The following is a 19,581-nucleotide window of genomic DNA, read 5'->3' as shown; positions in this document are numbered from 1 at the left end:
TATGAAGTCAAGCCTGGATAAAAAAGTTGAATTAATTAAAAAGAAAAAGAAAATGTTTAAAAAATTGTATTCACAAATAGACTTAAGAATTGTACCAATAGTTGCTTTCGCAATGGTAATGTCTAATTGTTCCAATGAAGACTCAAAGCCAGATACGAATTCTATGGATAGCGAACCAGTAGCTGTAAATGATACCTTAACAGTTGAAGAAGATAGTAGTTCTGGTGAGGCAAATAGAATCAATGTTTCTACAAATGATATTATTGGAGAAAATGGTGGAGATGGAGATGATTATAGTATATCTACCGAACCTTCGAATGGTACACTTACTGAAATTAGTGATGGTGTATTCGAATATATTCCTAATTACAATTATGACGGAACAGACCGATTTACATATATCATAACAGATGCGGATGGAGATGAAGCTACAGCAAGCGTAAGTATAACTGTAAATCCATTTGTGCCTACAGCAGATGATTTTAATAATATAAATCCCGATCTACCATCTTTTGTTTCTATAGATGATACCACACCTCTTGACAAAAAGTGGGTAAAAATGGAAGCAATGTCGGATGAATTTGATGTCTGGGATGCTAATAAATGGTTTAAGTCCACCTGGAACTATGGAGTACCAGTTTTTATGTCTAATTCCAATGAAAATTCGGGCGTTGCTAACGGTAATTTATGGATAAAGGCTACTCTTAATGAATCTAACCCAGAACAAAGATGGTTTCAAACGGCAAGAATCCATTCTAGAGAGAAAACAAGCTATCCGATGTATACAGAAGCTCGAATAAAAACAGCTCATATATCTGCGTATAATACCTATTGGTTAAATAATGGTGATATTTCTGATAGAGATGAAATTGATATTATAGAAAACAACTCTAAACCTTCATGTAATTGTCAACCAGACTTTCCAACAACTATGAACTCTCAGTATTTTCATGCTGATTCAAATTTGACACCAGTTACCATAAGAAATAAAGGAAATTATAGTAATAATAATCTATCAGACGCAAACCCGCTAAAAGGAGTGCAATGGAATGAGGAATATCATGTCGTGGGAGTATGGTGGAAGGATAATAAAAATGTTCAGTTTTATCTAGATGGTGAACCTGCAGGCAGTGTAGTAGTTGGGAACCATGAAACAGGAGATAATTTTCCAAGTCGTGTTTTTACCAGAGATTTAGAGATAATTTTTGATTTATGGACTAATGAAGCGGATTGGCTAGGAGGACTTCCACCAAAGTCCGATTTAGGAGATGATACCATTAACACTATGAGAGTTGATTGGGTGAGAACTTGGAAATTAGAAGATAAGTAAGCCGGAGAGAACATTTAAAATATTTAAAAAAGCTTTTAAAACCCTGTAAATTTTTAGAGAAAAAAAAGCTCAATATTATGAAAATGAAAATATCATTCTTATTACTTTTTAGCGTATTTATATCATTAAAATCCTGTTCTAATGGAGATGATATAGCAAATCCTATAACCATTACTGATCCCGATCCTGATCCTGACATCGTTCTAACGGATCCAGATGATCAAGGTTTTGATTGGGAAGGTGTAGATATTCCGCCGGAAGCAGGCGAAGGCAAGTTTTGGAAATTAAATCAGGAAGCTTCGGATGATTTTAATTACAATTTTGACGCTACGCCAAGTGCAGCGACATTTGGAGGGAAATGGACTAATTTTTATCACAATGATTGGGAAGGACCAGGTCCTACCAAGTGGGTTAGAGAAAATGTTTCTGTCGGAGATGGAGATCTTAAAATCAAGGCTACAAGAGTCACAGGAGAAACGAAATCTTTTGATGTAGATTGTGATGTAGATGGTGTGGCAGAAACTTGGACTTTACCTACTACCAGAGCAGGCTGTATTACCTCTACCACTAGAGTAATGTACCCTGTATATGTAGAAGCAAGAGTAAGAGTTGCAGATGCAGTTACAGCTTCTGATGTCTGGCTATTAAGCCCTGATGATACTCAGGAAATAGATATTATCGAAGCCTATGGTGGAACTGGAGAAGATGATAGAAACTTATGGCTAGCAGAGCGGGTACACCTTAGTCATCATACTTTTATTAGAAATCCTTTTCAAGATTATCAGCCAAGAGATGCAGGAAGTTGGTGGAGAAAAAATGGAGTAAGTCAGTGGGGTGGTCAATGGGTTCGAATTGGAGTGTATTGGAGAGATCCAAAACATTTGGAATATTACATTGATGGTGAAAAAGTAAGAATATTGTCGGACAATACATTTGCAAGTAGAGATGTGAATGGTAATTGGTCTTATACTTATCCACAACCTGTTAGCAATGGTTCTTTGCCAACTGCGGCCAATGGATTCCAAGCAGTTAATCAAGCGAGTAGCTTGGATCAAGCGCAAAGCAATTCTTCTACCAGTGTTATAGATCCTCTTAATTATCTTAATAATGGGATGAATTTGGATAAAGAAATGGATATTATTATTAATGTTGAGGATCAAAATTGGAACGCTTGTAATGGGAGAACTCCTTCTAATTCAGAGATCCAAAATGAAGACAATCATACCTTTAAGGTAGACTGGATACGTATATATGAACCTAAAGAAGTTAATTGATTTAGATTAGATTTTTGTTTGAAGTAAGTGAGAAAAGATAAACGCTTGGTAAGACTCGTTACTTTTAGTTATAAACTAAGCTTTTCTTTTCAAACTTGCTGAAAACTATTGAAGAGTAATTTCTTAATTTTGAAAAAAATATCGAAAATTCTATTTAAGAAATCTTATACTATCCTTTAAATATAAAGCTTTGATCTGTTTCCTTTTCATAATCAAACTCATATAAGTAAGCTCCTTTTTTGGAACTGGATTTATCTTTAATTTCTGTTTTTTTAAGAAAATTAAGTGATAGTAACTTTTTTCTAAAGTTTCGAGAATCCAATCTTTTCTGAAAGATTTGCTCATATAAGGTTTGAATTTGGGGTAAAGTAAAATACTTCGGAAGTAATTCAAATCCAACTGGAGAAAATCTAGCCTTTTCTCGTAGTCTATCCAAAGCATCTTTTACCATTTGATTATGGTCTAATACCAATTCTGGTAACTCATCTAGCGAAAACCAAAAGGCACCATGTTTATTCACGAGTTCTTTATTATTCTCATCGATTCGGATTAGCGCATATTGGCCAATAGAAATACAGCGTGCTCCGGGATCTCTATCAACTGCCGAGTAGGTCTTTAGCTCTTCCATAAAAATGTTTTCTAGGCCCGTAATATCTTTTAAGATCCTTAAACCAGCTTGATTAGCATTTTCATTTTGTCTGATAAAACTTCCAATCAAAGACCACGAACCTTTAAGAGGTTGTATTTCTCGCTTAAAAACAAGAAGTTTTAAAGTTTCATTATCAAATCCAAAGATGATACAGTCTACAGCAACTAATACCTGCTCTTTATTTTCATACCAACTATTTTGCTGATTTTTGGCAAACTCCATAAAATATTCTTTAAAAAATAATAAATGTAATAATTACATTTATTATTTTTGTTATAAATAAAGGTTTTAATAATGAACAAAGAAAATACATTTATCCCAGAGCTCATAGTATCTTCTCCAGGGAGAATAAATTTTATGGGTGGTCATACGGATTATAATAATGGTTTTGTACTTCCTACTGCTATTGATAAAAAAATACGTTTTGAGTTTAAAAAAAATGGAACAGCGGATATTTGTAATTTCTATAGTAGAAATTATGATAAATCCTTAAGAGTAGATCTAAATAATATTTCACCTAGTACAGAAAATTGGGAAAATTATATTTTAGGAGTACTACATCAGCTATCTAAAAGATCAGATAAGATCCGAGGTTTTGATTGTTTCTTTTCTAGTGAATTGGCAATTGGTTCTGGATTAAGTTCATCTGCTGCTCTAGAGTGTGGTCTTGCATACGGTGTAAATTCATTATTCGAGTTAGGACTTTCTAAAAAAGAAATTACTGTACTAAGCAGAGATGCTGAACATGAATATGTTGGTACTAAATGCGGCATAATGGATCAGTATGCTTCTGTTTTTAGTGAAACAAACAAAATTCTATTTCTTGATTGTCAATCTCTAGAACACAGTTTAATTCCAATTGATTTGGTGGATTATAAAATACTAATTCTAAATACCAATGTAGAACATAACCTAGCTACTAGCGAGTATAACGTTAGAAGACAACAATGCGAGGAAGGAGTAGCTTTTATAAAAAAAAGACATCCAAATGTTTCGTCTCTTAGAGACGTTAATTTAGATATGTTAGAAGAGGTAAAAGATGAAGTAAGTCAAACTGTTTTCCAAAGATGTCAATATATTATCCAAGAAAATAAAAGAGTTTTAGCGGCTGCGGAGTTTTTAAAAAATAACGAGCTAAATGAGTTTGGAGATCTTTTATATCAATGTCATGATGGAATTCGACATAAGTACGAAGTTAGTTGTGATGAATTAGATTTTTTAGTGGATTTCTCCAAAGAAAAGGAATATGTAATTGGATCTAGGATGATGGGTGGAGGTTTTGGAGGATGTACGGTAAATATTGTACATAAAGATTACATCGATGCTTATACAGAAGAAGTGAGTATAGCATATAAAGAACGATTTAATATCGATTTAGATGCTTTTCAGGTAATGCCAAGCAAAGGAACGAGTGTTGAATTTACAGAGTCTAAAGTATCATAGTAAGTTAAAAAAGATATCACATGATTAACGAAAATCCTCATAGAAGATATAACATACTAACAGGAGAATGGGTTTTAGTATCTCCTCATCGCACCAAAAGGCCATGGCAAGGAAAAGAAGAAAAACAATCTATAGCTAAGAGACCTTCTTACGATCCTAATTGTTATTTATGTCCTGGAAATACTAGAGCAAGTGGAGCTACAAATCTTCAATATGATGGGCCTTACAGTTTTGTAAATGACTTTTCTGCCTTATTGTCTGAAACTCCAAAAGAGGTTTTTTCCGAAGGATTGCTAAAGGGAGTGTCTGAAAGAGGTATCTGTAAAGTAGTTTGCTTTTCTCCTGATCATTCTTTGACATTGCCCATAATGAAGGTAGAAGAGATTCAGAATGTTGTTAAACTATGGAAAAGAGAATATGAGGAATTAAGTGAGGTGTCGTATATCAACCATATTCAGATATTTGAAAATAAAGGAGATGTCATGGGGTGCAGTAATCCGCATCCTCATGGTCAAATATGGGCTCAAGAGTCTATTCCGCTAGAAGTTTCTAAGAAAACAGAGCAAATGAAGAAATATTGGCTTGATACGAATCAAAGTTTATTACAAGCCTACTTAAAACAGGAGCTAGAAGCTAGGGAGAGAATAATTTTAGAAAATGATCACTTCGTTTCTCTGGTACCATATTGGGCAATTTGGCCTTATGAAGCTATGATATTACCAAAAGAACATAAACGAAGTATTAAAGAGTTAAATGAAGAGGAGATAGCCTCGTTTGCGCAAATCATAAAGGATTTAACGATTAGATACGATAATTTATTCAATTGCAGTTTTCCGTATTCTGCAGGGATTCATCAAGCCCCAACAGATGGAGACCCTCATGAAGAATGGCATTTTCATATGTCTTTTTATCCTCCATTATTAAGATCAGCAACCGTAAAAAAGTTTATGGTAGGTTATGAGATGTTTGCAGATCCACAGCGTGATATTACGGCAGAACAAGCAGCAGGAACTTTAAAATCCTTATCAACAGTGCATTATACTATAGAGTAATTTTCTTTCAGCGGTCGATAAAAAGTGAGATATGAGTAATCAAATGATGACATTAAAAAAGCTTGCAGAGCTATCTAATTTTTCGGTTTCTACCGTGTCAAAAGCATTGGCTGATAACCCTGAGATTAGTATAAAGACCAAAAATAAAATCAAAAAGCTGGCAGAATTTTACAATTATAAACCAAACATAACTGCCAAAAACCTAAAAGAGAGAAAAACAAGAGCTATAGGAGTGATCATTCCTAATATTTTGGCTCATTTTTTTGCTAAAGTTTTATCTGGTATTGAAAAAGAAGCAACAGAAAAAGGATATAATATTATTACCTGTATCTCGGATGAATCTTTTGAAAAAGAAGTAAAAAGTATAGAAATGCTAGCAAATGGAAGTGTTGATGGATTTATCATATCGGTATCTAAAGAGACTTTCGTAAAAGAGAATTATAAGCATTTACAAGGAGCTATAGATAAAGGATTACCTATATCCATGTTTGATAGGGTGACTGATAAAGTCTATTGCGATAAAGTTGTTATTAATGATTTTCAATCTTCTTATACCGCTACAGAAAAGCTAATCAAATCGGGTTGTAAAAATGTTGTTTTTGTAACGCCAATTCATCATACAAGTGTAGGATTAGATAGGGTAAGTGGATATGAAAAAGCATTAAAGGACATATTAAAAAGAAAAGGGAAACCCAAGGTTTTGGTAATTGAAGATTACCAAAAGTTTACAGATAGCTTTACAGAGTTTCTAAAGGATAATAAAGTAGATGGTGTTGTTGCGGCTGATGAACTCTCTGGAATTTATACAATGAATTTGTTAATTGGTGCGGGTCATAGAGTTCCCGAAGATGTTTCTGTTATTGGTTTTACTGACGGGATTCTTGCTGGTAATAGTAATCCTCCATTGACAACTGTAGATCAAAGAGCTGTAGAACTTGGAAAAGTAGCTGCTAATAATATAATTAGTAGGTTAGAAGACAGCCAGAAGGAAGCTATTACCTATGAAACTACAGTACTTGAAACTTATCTAATAGAAAGAGGTTCTACAAAATTTAAGTAGCAAATCAATCTATTCTACTTCTATAGTTATTGGCCAGCCAATAAATTGTTTAGCCCCTTTTTTACGAACGTCTTCAAACCTTGGCCAGCACTCAAAGGTTAGAGTTTTTTCATTTTTTCGAAATCTAATCATACCATAACCAGCTCCGTTCGAAGGGCTATCAGGATTGGCATAAGCGTGCATAGTAATCTTGTTATGAAAGCCATCTAGATATTTGCCGATCCAAGGAAGCCTATCAGAAGATGTAGCAGGTTTTGCATCTTCTGGCCACCACCATCGGCTGTAAAAGTTGTTTACAATGGCAGGTACAACAAAAGCCCAAGGACCATCATCATATGACTCAATTCCATGTTTTATTACGGTTGCCAGATGCTGATCGCCAGCAATGTGTATTGCATTGGCATTTTTTATCGCTTCTAAAGCGCTGTTCCTTCCCTTTTGTGGCCATCCGTTAGAGTCCATATCAGCATGTAATCTATTATCCATGGAACCATGTAAATGTGCTCCTCCACAAAATCCAGTTTGTGATAAAACTACTTTAAAATTGGTTGTCTGTTGATCGCTACCCCAAGATTTTAAGAATTCAAGTTGCCGATTTCCTAATAATTCTAATCCATCTAGATCCACGGTATTAGGGTCATAATTAGGATCTCTAATATGATCAGGTCTTGGGCCAATTTGAGGAATCTTACCCTTTGGGCCTGATTTAAACTTTCTATCCTCAATAATGGCGAAATCAACACCTCCCCAAATCAAATTAGTATAATAAACCCCAATATCCTGCTGTATTGGTGTTGGATCATACGGATCTGGAAGATGTGAGGTTTGACATCTTTCAACCATTTTTACATATTCAGGATGGTAAAAATAACCACCATCATCTCCCGCCATAGTAGAAGCTTTCTTACCATATTCGCCCCATAAATTTCCTTGTCCTATATCATGATCATCTGGTATGGTGATACAAGGTCTGTTTCTAAAAACTTCTCTAAACTGCAATCCAAATTTTAACCAAGCAGCAGTATGCTCCTGATGATCATATGATTGATCCCCAGCAAAAAAGACTAAATCAGGATCCTGAAAATTTATGTTTCGTATATAGTGATCTCTATCACCTCTATCTTTGTTACTATTACAAGAAAGAGCAGCTAGGGTAATCTCATCTTTGTCAGTAGGATTTCTTCTAATAACACCGTCATACCTAGCTTCAGAGCTGTGTAAAATCCGATAAGATATATTTTCTTTATAGTTCCAATTGTTAATTCTAAAAGTAGCTGACCAACCAAGTTCGTTCACCATTTTTTTCTGGACTTCTCTCCATGTTCCATTTTCTTTGATTTCTAACCTAACTTCCCTTGTTTCTTTTGGATATAAAGGAAATAATTGTGCAGTTAATTTTAATGTTTGATTACTAACTGTATAAATCCCGAATGCAATAACTTCTTCTCTTGGAACCTTTACATCAATGATGGTGTTCGACTTTCTATTCCACCAATCATTTGTGGAGATAGTATCAATACCAGTAAATGGTGATTCTACATATGTAGGGTCAGATGCCGTTTCTTTTTGTGATTTTTTATTGGAACATCCTAGAAGCAAAATAGATAAGATAAGGAAATAGCAAGCTTTTTTCATGATTGGAAATATGAATATAAAAGTTGTGGTTGTGTTATTTATTAGAAATTGAAAATTACGAAGTTCTCTAGTTTGTTAAAAAAAATAGACTGGACAAAAACTAAACAAGAAGAAAATGTGAAGAATCGTCTCTAAATAATTATTTACAATTTCTTCTTAATAATAAAGGTATTTCGTTTTGTTTTTCAACACTTTTCGGTAAAAAGTTCTGATCAAAAACTAGATTCTATAGGGATCTTGTTGTATTCGATTTTTCTAACAAATTGATGAGATTTTTATTGATTTATTCATATCAGTTTAGTTTTAAAACAGTGATTGTACAGTTTTTGTTCAGGCAATGTAGTCAACATAAAATTGATAATATAGTAGTTTTGGTTTAATAATGTTGTGGAATAATTAATAAAAAATGAAAAAAGGTTCTTTTTTGATAATACTGGTTCTTTCGAATATCTGTATAGGCTGTAAGCCCTCATTACCAGAGAACGTAGCTGATGCATATGAGAAACTTCCTAAAACTATAGATTATAATACGCATGTAAAACCAATTCTATCTGATAAATGTTTTGCATGTCATGGTCCTGATAAAGCAAAGATCTCTGCGGGTTTACAATTACATTCCGAGGAAACTGCTTTTCTGGAATTGCCGGAATCACCTGGTAAGTTTGCTATCGATCCGGGGAACTTAAAAAAATCAGAAGTCTTTCATAGAATTTTGTCCGAAGATCCTAAACTGGTGATGCCTACCCCAGAATCTTATTTGAAACTCTCTCCTGAAGAAAAAGCAATTTTGATTAGATGGATAGAAGAAGGTGCAGAATATAAAGATCATTGGGCTTTTATTTCTCCAAGTAAACCAAAGATACCTGAGATAGAAACAAACTCCTCAGAGAAAAATCCGATTGACAATTTTGTAATCAAAAAACTATCAGAAAATAATTTAGATCTAGCAAAAAAGGCTAGTAAAGAGTTGTTATTAAGAAGGGTCTCATTAGACCTTACTGGTCTACCACCAACCAAAGAAGAATTGTTTGATTTTTTGAATGATAAAAGTCCCGATGCATATGAAAAACAAGTTGATAGGCTTCTGGCTTCAGAACATTATGGAGAAAAGATGGCAATCGATTGGTTAGATTTGGCAAGATATGCAGATACACACGGATATTTTGTAGATCGCTATCGAGATATGAGTCCTTGGAGAGATTGGGTAATTAACTCTTTTAATAAGAACATGCCTTATGATCAATTCATTACTTGGCAGTTAGCAGGTGATTTATTAGCAAACCCAACAAAAGACCAAATCTTGGCTACTGGTTTTAACAGGCTGCATCCCCAGAATTTGGAAGGCGGTATTATAGATGAAGAATTTAGAGTAGAGTATGTTTCAGATAGAACCAATGTGGTAGGACAAGGTATCATGGGATTAACCGTTGCCTGTGCTAAATGTCACGATCATAAATACGATCCGATTTCTCAAAAAAACTACTTTGAATTATTTAGTTTTTTTAATCAGGTAAATGAATCTGGTCAAATTCCGTGGGACTGGTCAATGCCTGTTCCTACAATGTTACTTCCTACTAAAGAAGAAGAGCAAATGATGGCCTACATCAACGATCTTGTAAAAAACTCTCAAAATAAAATAAAAGAAGTTGTATACAGTGAAAAGGAAGAAGCAGATCAGTGGATTACTAATGAAAAGTATCAAAAAGATTCATTTACAGATTCCAAACATCTGGTAGCATATTATGACTTTGAGAACTCTTCTTTACGAAACAAATTAAATTATCAAGATAAGGGAGAAATGAAAACCCAGTTTGCTGGAAATCAAAAAATTGTTCTAAAAGAAGGGTACAAAGGGAAGGGACTTCAGTTTGATGGTGATGCATGGTTAGATTTAGGTAAAGTGGGAGTGTTTCAGAGAAGTGAGAATTTCAGTATTGGAATACGTGTTTTTATTCCGAAGGATCTCAAAGAAGGAGTAATTTTTCATAAAGCACAAGGAACAAGATTGCATAGTTATCGAGGATACCATTTGTCGATTACAAAAAACAACACTTTTGAGTTACTGTTAGCACACGTTTGGCCAGATAATGCGATCGTAGAGACAACGATTAAAGAAGTACCAAGGGAGCAATGGATTCAACTAACAATGACCTATGATGGTTCTAGCAAAGCTAGCGGATTAAAGTTGTATATGAACGGAGAACATATGCAAACTAATATAGAAATCGACAACTTATATAAAGATATTATATTCCATGATTTAAAAGATTATATCTATCCAGAACCCATAGAACCTGGTTTACAAGTTGGAGCTAGATGGCGTGGTAAAGGAATTGCAGGAGCAATCGTAGATGACTTAAAAGTATTTACCAAAGAGCTAACTCCTTTAGAGATTTTAAAACTTTCTGACACTAAGCTTTTGAAACCTTTGATTTCAAAAACATCCAAAGAACTCTCGGATACAGATAAAAAACTGCTTACCGACTATTATTTGTCCGTAAAATCAATTCCTGCTAGAGAAGCAATTTCGTCTCTTCAAGATGTTCGAACCATACAAGCAGATAGTGCAGATAATATTAAAGAGATAATGGTAATGAAAGATTCTCCAGGACTCAGAAAAACATATTTATTAGAAAGAGGACAATACCATGCTCATGGAGAAGAAGTTTTCTCAAATACACCAAGCAGTTTGCCGGCAATGTCAGATGATTTACCGAAAAACAGATTGGGATTAGCTAAGTGGTTAACAGATTCCAAACATCCATTAACTGCTAGGGTAGCGGTAAATAGATATTGGCAGAATTTTTTCGGAAAAGGAATCGTAGAAACTTCCGAAGATTTTGGTAATCAAGGGAGCTTACCAACACATCCTGAGTTACTGGATTGGCTAGCTACTAATTTTATGGAGTCTGGATGGGATCTGAAAGCACTAAATAAACAGATTGTGATGTCTCAGACTTATCAGCAAGATTCTAATGTTTCAGAAGAATTGAGAGAGATAGATCCCGATAATTTATTATTAGCTCGAGGACCCTCTAAACGTCTATCAGGTGAAATGCTTCGTGACAATGCATTATTGGCAAGTGGATTGTTAAATGCTAAAATAGGAGGCGAAAGTGTAAAACCATATCAACCAAAAGGACTTTGGAAGATGACACACTTACCCTATAAAAGAGATACTGGAGATAAGTTATACAGAAGAAGTTTATACACTATCTGGAAAAGAACAGCTCCCAATCCTACCATTGCAACATTTGATGCTTCAACCAGAGAAATATGTATGACTCGAAGACAAGAAACGAATACTCCTTTGCAAGCTTTAGTGTTGCTAAATGATCCAACTTACATTGAAGCTTCTAAAGTAATGGGCAAAAATATGACAGCTTTTGCTTCTGTAGAAGAAGGTATTAAAGATATCTATATCCGATTAACAGGAAGACAGATATCTCAAAAGGAGTTACAGTTATTAGTTACTCTTCAACAGGAAGAATATAATAGGTTCAATGGTGATATTTCAAAAGCGAAAGGCTGGTTGGCATCAGGAGATTTTGCTTTTAATCCAGATGATAACTTATCGATGATAGCAGCAAATGCAATAGTTGCCAGTACCATTATGAATTCGGATGCCACTATAACCAAAAGATAATACGATTATGTGCGATCACCACGATACCTTACGGTCTGATAATAAAGACCTACAACAAGTAGAAAAAATGATGGATAGGAGAGCTTTTCTAACCAAAACGTCTTTAGGTTTTGGAGCTTTGGCTTTAGGTTCTCTTCTAAATGCAGATAAAGCTTGGAGCGCTGTCAAAAATAACGTTAAGCCTGATTTAGGAATGTTTAGCAGAAATGATTTAGGATTACCACATCATGTTCCGAAAGCAAAAAGAGCTATTTATTTATTTCAGAGTGGCGGTCCTTCACAAATTGAACTTTTTGATTATAAACCAAAACTAAAAGGCTTATTTGGTCAGGAATTACCAGATTCGGTAAGAAAAGGACAACGTCTTACGGGTATGAGTGCTGATCAAACCTCTTTACCTATTGCTCCATCTATTATCGATTTTAAACAATACGGAGAATCTAGAGCTTGGGTGAGTAGTGCTATGCCTTATTTGTCGGAAGTAGTAGATGATATCTGTTTCATAAAATCGATGCAAACTGATGCTATTAATCATGATCCCGCCATTACCTTTTTTCAGACAGGTAGTCAGCAGCCGGGAAGACCTTCTATAGGTTCTTGGATTAGTTATGGCTTAGGTTCTGATAATGAAAACTTACCCACATTTATTACGTTAATCTCTAAAAATGGAGGAGGACAACCTTTATATGCTCGACTTTGGGGAAATGGTTTCTTGCCTACAGAACATCAAGGAGTACAATTTAGAAGCGGAAAAGATCCTGTATTATATCTCACAGATCCTGAAAACTATGATGGGCATAATAGAAGGAATATGTTAGATTATCTAGGGAAATTGAATGATGTACAAAACAGTTTTTATGGAGATCCCGAAATTAATGCCCGAATGTCCCAATACGAGATGGCTTTTCGTATGCAAACATCGATACCTGAAGTAACTGATATGAGTGATGAACCCGAGTATATTTTCGATATGTATGGAAAAGATAGTCGAGATTCAGGTACGTATGCTGCAAATTGTCTTTTAGGAAGAAAATTGCTGGAAAAAGGAGTGAAATTTGTGCAGTTATATCATCAAGGTTGGGATCAGCATATCGGATGTCCAAAAGGAATTTTAGGAAATGCCCGGAAAACAGATCAAGCAAATGCTGCTTTGATCAAGGATTTAAAACAACGAGGCATGTTCGAAGATACATTATTGATTTGGGGAGGAGAATTTGGTCGTACAGTATACTCGCAAGGAAAACTTACGGCTACAGATTATGGTCGTGATCATCATCCTAAAGCCTTTACCATGTTTATGGCAGGAGCAGGTGTAAAACCTGGAATCACCTATGGAGAGACAGATGATTTTAGTTATAATGTAATTAAAGATCCTGTTCATACACACGATTTTCAAGCTACATTACTTCATCTTTTTGGGATTGATCATGAACGATTAACATACAAGCATCAAGGAAGAAGATTCAGATTGACAGATGTACACGGACATATAGTAAAAGATATACTAAGCTAATTTTTCTTCCCATGAATAAAGAAAATTCAAGACGAGAGTTTATTAAGAATACTACCTTATTAAGTGCAGGTGCGGCGACCGTTCCTTCTTTCGGATTTCATATTCTTAAAAAGAATACTGTGAACAAAGAAAATATAGTAGGTCACGGAGATTATAAATATAAAATTATAAGAGATTGGGCAGATATCAGTACTGTCAGAAATCCTATTCTTAACTGTCATGAAATGCAAATGGATAGCAAAGGCAGATTAATCATGATAGGAGATCATACAAATAATAATATTTTGATCTTTGATAAATCTGGGAAGCTTTTGGATTATTGGGGTACTGCATATCCAGGAGGACACGGTCTTACGTTGTTTGATGAAGGAGGAGAAGATGTATTATTTCTTACGGATTCTGGATGGTTTCTAGACAAAAATGGGAAATGGATACATCATAATGGGAGAGTGACAAAAACTACCACCGATGGGAAAGTAATTTTTGATATTGGACATCCTCAAACTATAGGAATTTACAAAGCTGGAGATCATTTTTGTCCTACAGAAACTGCCGTAGCACCTAATGGAGATATTTATGTAGCAGATGGATACGGAATGGATTATATCATCCAATACGATGCTAATGGGAAATATATAAGACATTGGGGTGGTAAACAAAATGAGGACCGTAACTATAGATTGGATAATGCCCATGGAGTGGCTATTGATTATCGTGATAAAGAGAACCCATTAGTAGTTTGTACATCTAGAAATGAAGAATCTTTTAAATGGTTCACATTAGAAGGGAAATATGTAAAAACATTGCATTTACCAAATATGCAAGTCTGTAGACCTGTTTTCGATGATCAGAATTTATATGCAGGTGTTTGTTGGTCACAACCTAAGGTTGGAAGAACTACCTGGAAAGATCATACAGGTTTTGTGACCATTTTGGAAGATGATAAAGTTGTATCTAATCCTGGAGGAACAAAACCCTTATATGTTAATGGAGAATTACAAAAATCATATCAGCTTGAGCATAAGCCAATTTTACATGGTCATGATGTGTGTATTGACGAGGATAAGAACCTATATATCTGTCAATGGAATGCCAATGGAACGCCTCCATTAAAATTAGAAAGAGTTTAAGAAAAGTAAAATAATTTTCTCAAACTACGAAGTTGGAGTTTGGGAGATATGGTAATAAAATTATATAAGAATATTCATGAACGAAGTATCTGATTTTGTTTTGTTTTTGGGAAGGTTTCATCCACTAGTTGTACACTTACCAATTGGGTTTTTGTTTTTTGCATGTATACTTGAAATAGCAGCGAAATACCAGAAAAAAGAGCTATTGAAAGAAGCAATACCATTAGCCCTATTTCTAGGAGGATTCAGTGCTATTGTTGCTTGTATATTAGGATATATGTTGTCATTAAGCGGTGAGTATGAAGGTGAAGCTTTGGATAAACATTTTTGGTTTGGTATAGCAACTACAGTGATAGCGATTCTCGCTTGGATGTTAAAAACGAAACGAATTAAATACATTACTAAAGAATCTGTAAGATTGAATATTGCTACACTTACTTTTATTGTTTTGTTATTAAGTATTACAGGACATTATGGAGGTAATCTAACTCATGGTTCGGATTATTTAACAGCTTATTTGCCTTTTGGAAAGAAAGAAAAAAAAGAAGTGCCTAAAATCAATTCTATTGAAGAGGCACAACTATTTGCTCATGTCGTTCATCCTATTTTGGATAATAAGTGTTTGAGTTGTCATAATAACTCTAAGAAAAAGGGAGGACTCTCGTTAGCGGATCAGGTATCAATTCTAAAAGGAGGAAAAAATGATGTTGCTTTAATTGCTGGAAATAGTGAACAATCAGAGTTGATTAAAAGAGTTCATCTAGATCCAGATGACAAAGAATTCATGCCACCTGAAGGAAAGACGCCTTTAACAGAAGAGGAAATAAAAATAATTGAGTATTGGATAGATAATGGTCAAGCGGATTTTAAAGCAACAGTAGGAACGATAGATACTTCAGAAGAAATTAAAAAACTATTAATAGAGCAACTTCATTTAGATAATGATCATTCTGTTCGGTCAACGATGAGTGTAGCTTCACCAGTATCAGAAGAAGTTATAGCAAGCTTACTACAAAAAGGTGTGAACATGAGAGAAATCGTGTCAGAATCAAACCGATATGATGTTTCTATGTTACCTAAAAACAGCAAAGAATTTGAAGTAAAAGTTGTAAAAGAAATTCTGGAAGAACTCTCAAAAATTAAGGATAATATTGTTTGGCTGTCATTACCATCTCAAGGAATTACAGATACCCATCTAGAAATAATAGGTAGTTTTAAAGGTTTACAAAAGTTGGCTTTGCAGAAAAATAATATCTCGGATACTGGTATTCAACATTTAACTAGTTTAGAACAATTAGAAAGCTTAAACTTACATAGTAATTCTTCAATAACGAATAAAAGTATCCAACAGCTTTCCAAATTTAAAAAGCTAGAAAAAATATACCTGTGGAACACTTCTGTTAAAAAAGAAGATAGCATGAATAAGAAAGTAATTTTATAGAAACAAAGTATTACTTCGTCTGTATAAATTAGATCATATCTCGATTATTCTTTCTTCAATATTTTAACCACTACGGACTTACTAATAGGAGTATTACTTTTATCTGCATAATGGTTGAAAGGAACCAGAATATTAGTCTCCGGAAAATACGTAGCAATATTTCCTTGAGGGATATTGTAGGAAATTATCTTAAAGTTTTCCGCTTTCCTTAAGGTGTTGTCATAGTTGCTGGTAAGATCAACAATTTCTAAAGGGGTTAGATCAAACTTCTCAATGTCTTTAGGATTCATTAAAACCACTCTTCTTTCATTAAAAATACCTCGATAACGATCATTCATACCATAGATGGTGGTATTAAATTGGTCATGAGAGCGAATAGTCATCATTAAAAATTCATCTTCTTGTAAATGATGATCTGGTACAGAACAAATACTAAATTGAGCTTTACCATTTGGTAATTTACTAAAATCTAATTCACGAACATTATTAGGAAGATAAAAGCCTGATCCTTTGGATTTTTCTTCTATTCCTTTAAAACCAGCAATAACTTCTTGTAATTTTGCTCTTATAGCCGTATAATCTTCGCTTAATGGTAGCCAATCTACGGGATGATTTCCATTAAAATAAGCATCTGCAATACCACCAATGATTTCAGGTTCGCTTTTAAGATTATCTGAAGCAGGAGATAGCATTCCTTTTGATCTGTGTACCTTTCCCATACTATTTTCTACGGTGAAAAATCGTGGTTTCCCATCTTTTAGGTCAAATTCAGATCTTCCTAGAGTTGGCAGTATTAATGCTGTTTTCCCAGCAGTAGTATGCGTACGGTTTAGTTTGGTGCTTACTTGCACGGTTAACTCACAATTTTGTAAAGCATCTGCAGCATATTTTGTATCTGAAACAGCAGACACAAAATTACCACCTAGCGCAAAAAATACTTTTGCTTTTCCTTCATGCATTGCTTTTATAGAATGTACAGTATCGAGCCCTGCTTTAGTAGGTGGTGTAAAACCAAAAACATTTTCTACAGCACTATTAAATGCTGGGGATGCATGATGTACAATTCCTACAGATCGATCTCCTTGCACATTACTGTGTCCTCTTACGGGACAAGTTCCTGCGCCAGGTTTGCCTAGACTTCCTTTTAGCAATAATAGATTTACACATTCTTTAATATTTTCTACACCATTTTTATGTTGAGTAAGCCCCATAGCCCAACAAATAATAATCCTATTTCTATGAGCTAGTAGTTCCACAACTTGGTCGATTAAGGCAGGTGATACTCCTGATTGTTTGATCAATTCTTGGGCATCAAAATTTTCCAGATGTTCCAAAAGTGATTCATACCCTTGCGTGTAAGTTTGGATAAACTCATGATCAAACACCTTTTTTGTTTGCTGGTCTAATGCAGCAAGTTTGATAAGAATAGCTTTTAATAATGCTACATCCTGATTGATCTTTACTTGCAAATGAATATCAGTAAGCGCTTCTCCTCCTGCAATAAGACCTTTTACTTCCTGAGGATTTTTAAATCGAATAAGCCCTGCTTCTTCAAGCGGATTGATACTGATTACTTTTCCACCTTGTTCTTTGCATTTTTGTAATGCCGATAACATACGAGGATGATTTGTTCCTGGATTTTGTCCGATAACTAAAACAACTTCAGCTTTTTCGAAATCATCTAGTGTAACGGAACCTTTGCCAATACCTAGCGTTTCACTAAGCGCCACACCACTAGATTCATGACACATGTTGGAGCAATCCGGCATATTGTTAGTGCCAAAAGCTCGTATAAAAAGTCCATATAAAAAAGCAGCTTCATTACTGGATCTTCCAGAGGTATAAAAGATAGCTTCATCAGGTTCTTTAAGTTGATGTAAGTGTTCGGCAACAAGTTCGTAAGCTTTCTCCCAACTAATCGGCTCATAATGTATGCTATCTGGATATAAAACCATGGGTTCTGTAATCCGTCCACTTTTCCCAATTTGATAATCTGTCCATTGTGAAATTTCTTCTATCGAGTATTTTTTAAAAAAAGCAGCATCTACTTTTTTGTTGGTGGCTTCTTCTGCCAATGCTTTTGCTCCATTTTCACAATATTCTGCAACTTTAGAAGGTTTATCAGGATCTGGCCAAGCACAACCAGGACAATCAAAACCTTCTTTTTGATTCATTTGAGCAAGTCCTTTTAACGATTTTACAACCCCCATTTCTTTAAAAGCATGCTGTAAAGCTACTTTTACCGCTTTGGTTCCAGCAGCATAGGTAGAAGGTTCTTTTACTAGTAAATCAGAAAACTCAGTAGATCCAGTGATAGAAATATTTCTTTTGGAATTAGCCATTTTTGTGAAATGAAGAAATTAATGAAATGGAAGATACAATTATCGGTATAATAAATAATCTATTTGTAAAAATAAATAGTTCTGGTATATCGATTTCACGAAGATAGAATGTTGTCGAGAATAGTAATTATACTATTTTTGCAATAAGTTAATTTTTATTGCCGTATTGAAACCAGTTTCAGAACATCCAAAAATAGAAGTTTCACTAGAAAAAATAGAAACTTCTCAACACGCTTCTTTTCATACAGGAGTGTACAAACAACCTTATTTTAGTGGTAACTGGCACTATCATCCCGAGTTTGAATTATTATTGATTGTTAATGGGCAAGGCAAAAGATTAGTAGCGGATCATGGCGAAGATTTTGAAGTAGGAGATTTGGTTTTGCTTGGTGGATATTTACCTCATGCATGGATTCCGGATGCCCGATTTCTGGAGGAGAGTTCTGAAGAGTACTGTGAGTCTATTTATGTGCAATTTAGAAAAGATATTTTTGGATCTCATTTTGTAGATGTGCCCGAACTGAAAGGAGTGCGTAAAGTACTTCAGGCATCTGAAAGAGGTATAAAAATTATAGGAAAACATCGAACTCATATCGCTGAATTGCTTCAGGAAATCCCTAAGTTTTCTCCTTTGGATCAGTTGCTAAAACTAATTAAAATACTGGACCTTATTAATCTTTCAGGATATCAGGTATTAGCATCAGAAAATTATTTGAAAAACAGTTTCTATTTTAAATCAAATCGGATTTTAAAAGTGCACGAATTTATAATGGAGCATTATAAACAAGATGTCTCTTTAGAAAAGTGTGCCGAAATGGTAAATATGACGGTATCTGCTTTTTGTAGATATTTTAAAAGTGAAACTAGCTTTACCTTCACCAATTATTTAAATAAAATACGAATAGATTTTGCTAAAAAATTATTGATCAATACAGACATGCCAATCAAAGAAATTGCTTTTGAGTGTGGATACAATTCTGTTCCTTATTTTAATAGACAGTTTAAAAAAATAGAAAAGGTTTCACCTTATACCCTGCGAAAATCTGCTAAAGATTAATAGTGGTTT

13 protein-coding genes are annotated in these 19,581 nt (G+C 34.4%); 10 read left to right on the top strand and 3 right to left on the bottom strand.

Translation table 11 applies throughout. The features are described 5' to 3' along the window. Position 1: 1 nt before the first annotated feature. Together ABD077_RS01330 and ABD077_RS01325 are read left to right on the top strand one after the other, a co-directional pair. Positions 2 to 1,330, top strand: coding sequence for an Ig-like domain-containing protein (locus tag ABD077_RS01330; RefSeq protein WP_343909736.1), 1,329 nt, complete (start codon positions 2 to 4; stop codon positions 1,328 to 1,330). Between the two features lie 77 nt (positions 1,331 to 1,407). After that, positions 1,408 to 2,604: a LamG domain-containing protein gene (locus ABD077_RS01325; protein WP_343909734.1), complete on the top strand. Its 1,197-nt coding sequence runs from the start codon at positions 1,408 to 1,410 to the stop codon at positions 2,602 to 2,604. 169 nt (positions 2,605 to 2,773) lie between these two features. On the opposite strand, the gene ABD077_RS01320 is transcribed toward ABD077_RS01325, so the two are convergent. Continuing rightward, positions 2,774 to 3,475, bottom strand: coding sequence for an NUDIX hydrolase (locus tag ABD077_RS01320; protein WP_343909732.1), 702 nt, complete (start codon positions 3,473 to 3,475; stop codon positions 2,774 to 2,776). Between the two features lie 72 nt (positions 3,476 to 3,547). Between ABD077_RS01320 and galK the strand changes: the two genes are divergently transcribed. Genes galK through ABD077_RS01305 form a run of 3 tightly spaced genes read left to right on the top strand, consistent with a single transcriptional unit; the run spans position 3,548 to position 6,808 of the window. Then, positions 3,548 to 4,696, top strand: coding sequence for a galactokinase (gene galK / locus ABD077_RS01315; RefSeq protein ID WP_343909730.1), 1,149 nt, complete (start codon positions 3,548 to 3,550; stop codon positions 4,694 to 4,696). A 20-nt stretch (positions 4,697 to 4,716) separates the two neighbouring features. Beyond that, on the top strand, positions 4,717 to 5,748 hold the full coding sequence (locus ABD077_RS01310; RefSeq protein WP_343909728.1) for a UDP-glucose--hexose-1-phosphate uridylyltransferase: 1,032 nt from the start codon (positions 4,717 to 4,719) through the stop codon (positions 5,746 to 5,748). Positions 5,749 to 5,779: 31 nt separating this feature from the next. Continuing rightward, positions 5,780 to 6,808, top strand: a complete 1,029-nt coding sequence (locus ABD077_RS01305) for a LacI family DNA-binding transcriptional regulator (RefSeq protein WP_343909726.1) — start codon at positions 5,780 to 5,782, stop codon at positions 6,806 to 6,808. Between the two features lie 9 nt (positions 6,809 to 6,817). Here the strand turns inward: ABD077_RS01305 and ABD077_RS01300 are convergent, their stop codons facing one another. Beyond that, complete coding sequence (locus tag ABD077_RS01300; RefSeq protein ID WP_343909724.1) at positions 6,818 to 8,443, bottom strand: alkaline phosphatase D family protein; 1,626 nt, start codon at positions 8,441 to 8,443, stop codon at positions 6,818 to 6,820. A 406-nt stretch (positions 8,444 to 8,849) separates the two neighbouring features. Between ABD077_RS01300 and ABD077_RS01295 the strand changes: the two genes are divergently transcribed. The 4 genes from ABD077_RS01295 to ABD077_RS01280 all read left to right on the top strand — a co-directional run bounded on the left by ABD077_RS01295 (position 8,850) and on the right by ABD077_RS01280 (position 16,173). After that, positions 8,850 to 12,089, top strand: a complete 3,240-nt coding sequence (locus tag ABD077_RS01295) for a DUF1553 domain-containing protein (protein ID WP_343909722.1) — start codon at positions 8,850 to 8,852, stop codon at positions 12,087 to 12,089. A 7-nt stretch (positions 12,090 to 12,096) separates the two neighbouring features. Next, positions 12,097 to 13,602 (top strand): DUF1501 domain-containing protein, encoded by a 1,506-nt coding sequence (locus tag ABD077_RS01290; RefSeq protein ID WP_343909720.1) that lies wholly within the window; start codon positions 12,097 to 12,099, stop codon positions 13,600 to 13,602. An 11-nt stretch (positions 13,603 to 13,613) separates the two neighbouring features. Further along, entirely contained in the window at positions 13,614 to 14,732 is a 1,119-nt protein-coding gene (locus ABD077_RS01285) for an NHL repeat-containing protein (RefSeq protein ID WP_343909718.1), read from the top strand. A 76-nt stretch (positions 14,733 to 14,808) separates the two neighbouring features. Then, positions 14,809 to 16,173 carry a c-type cytochrome domain-containing protein gene (locus tag ABD077_RS01280; protein ID WP_343909716.1) on the top strand — a complete coding sequence of 455 codons (1,365 nt, stop codon included), beginning with the start codon at positions 14,809 to 14,811 and terminating at the stop codon, positions 16,171 to 16,173. A gap of 44 nt (positions 16,174 to 16,217) precedes the next feature. On the opposite strand, the gene ABD077_RS01275 is transcribed toward ABD077_RS01280, so the two are convergent. After that, positions 16,218 to 18,515: an FdhF/YdeP family oxidoreductase gene (locus ABD077_RS01275; RefSeq protein ID WP_343909714.1), complete on the bottom strand. Its 2,298-nt coding sequence runs from the start codon at positions 18,513 to 18,515 to the stop codon at positions 16,218 to 16,220. A 166-nt stretch (positions 18,516 to 18,681) separates the two neighbouring features. Between ABD077_RS01275 and ABD077_RS01270 the strand changes: the two genes are divergently transcribed. Then, positions 18,682 to 19,572, top strand: coding sequence for an AraC family transcriptional regulator (locus ABD077_RS01270; protein ID WP_343909712.1), 891 nt, complete (start codon positions 18,682 to 18,684; stop codon positions 19,570 to 19,572). Positions 19,573 to 19,581 lie beyond the last annotated feature (9 nt).

It is taken from the genome of Aquimarina litoralis (genome assembly GCF_039523995.1).
Classification (GTDB): domain Bacteria; phylum Bacteroidota; class Bacteroidia; order Flavobacteriales; family Flavobacteriaceae; genus Aquimarina; species Aquimarina litoralis.
Note: the sequence above shows the minus strand (reverse complement) of the source record. Positions and strands in the feature narration are given on the sequence as shown.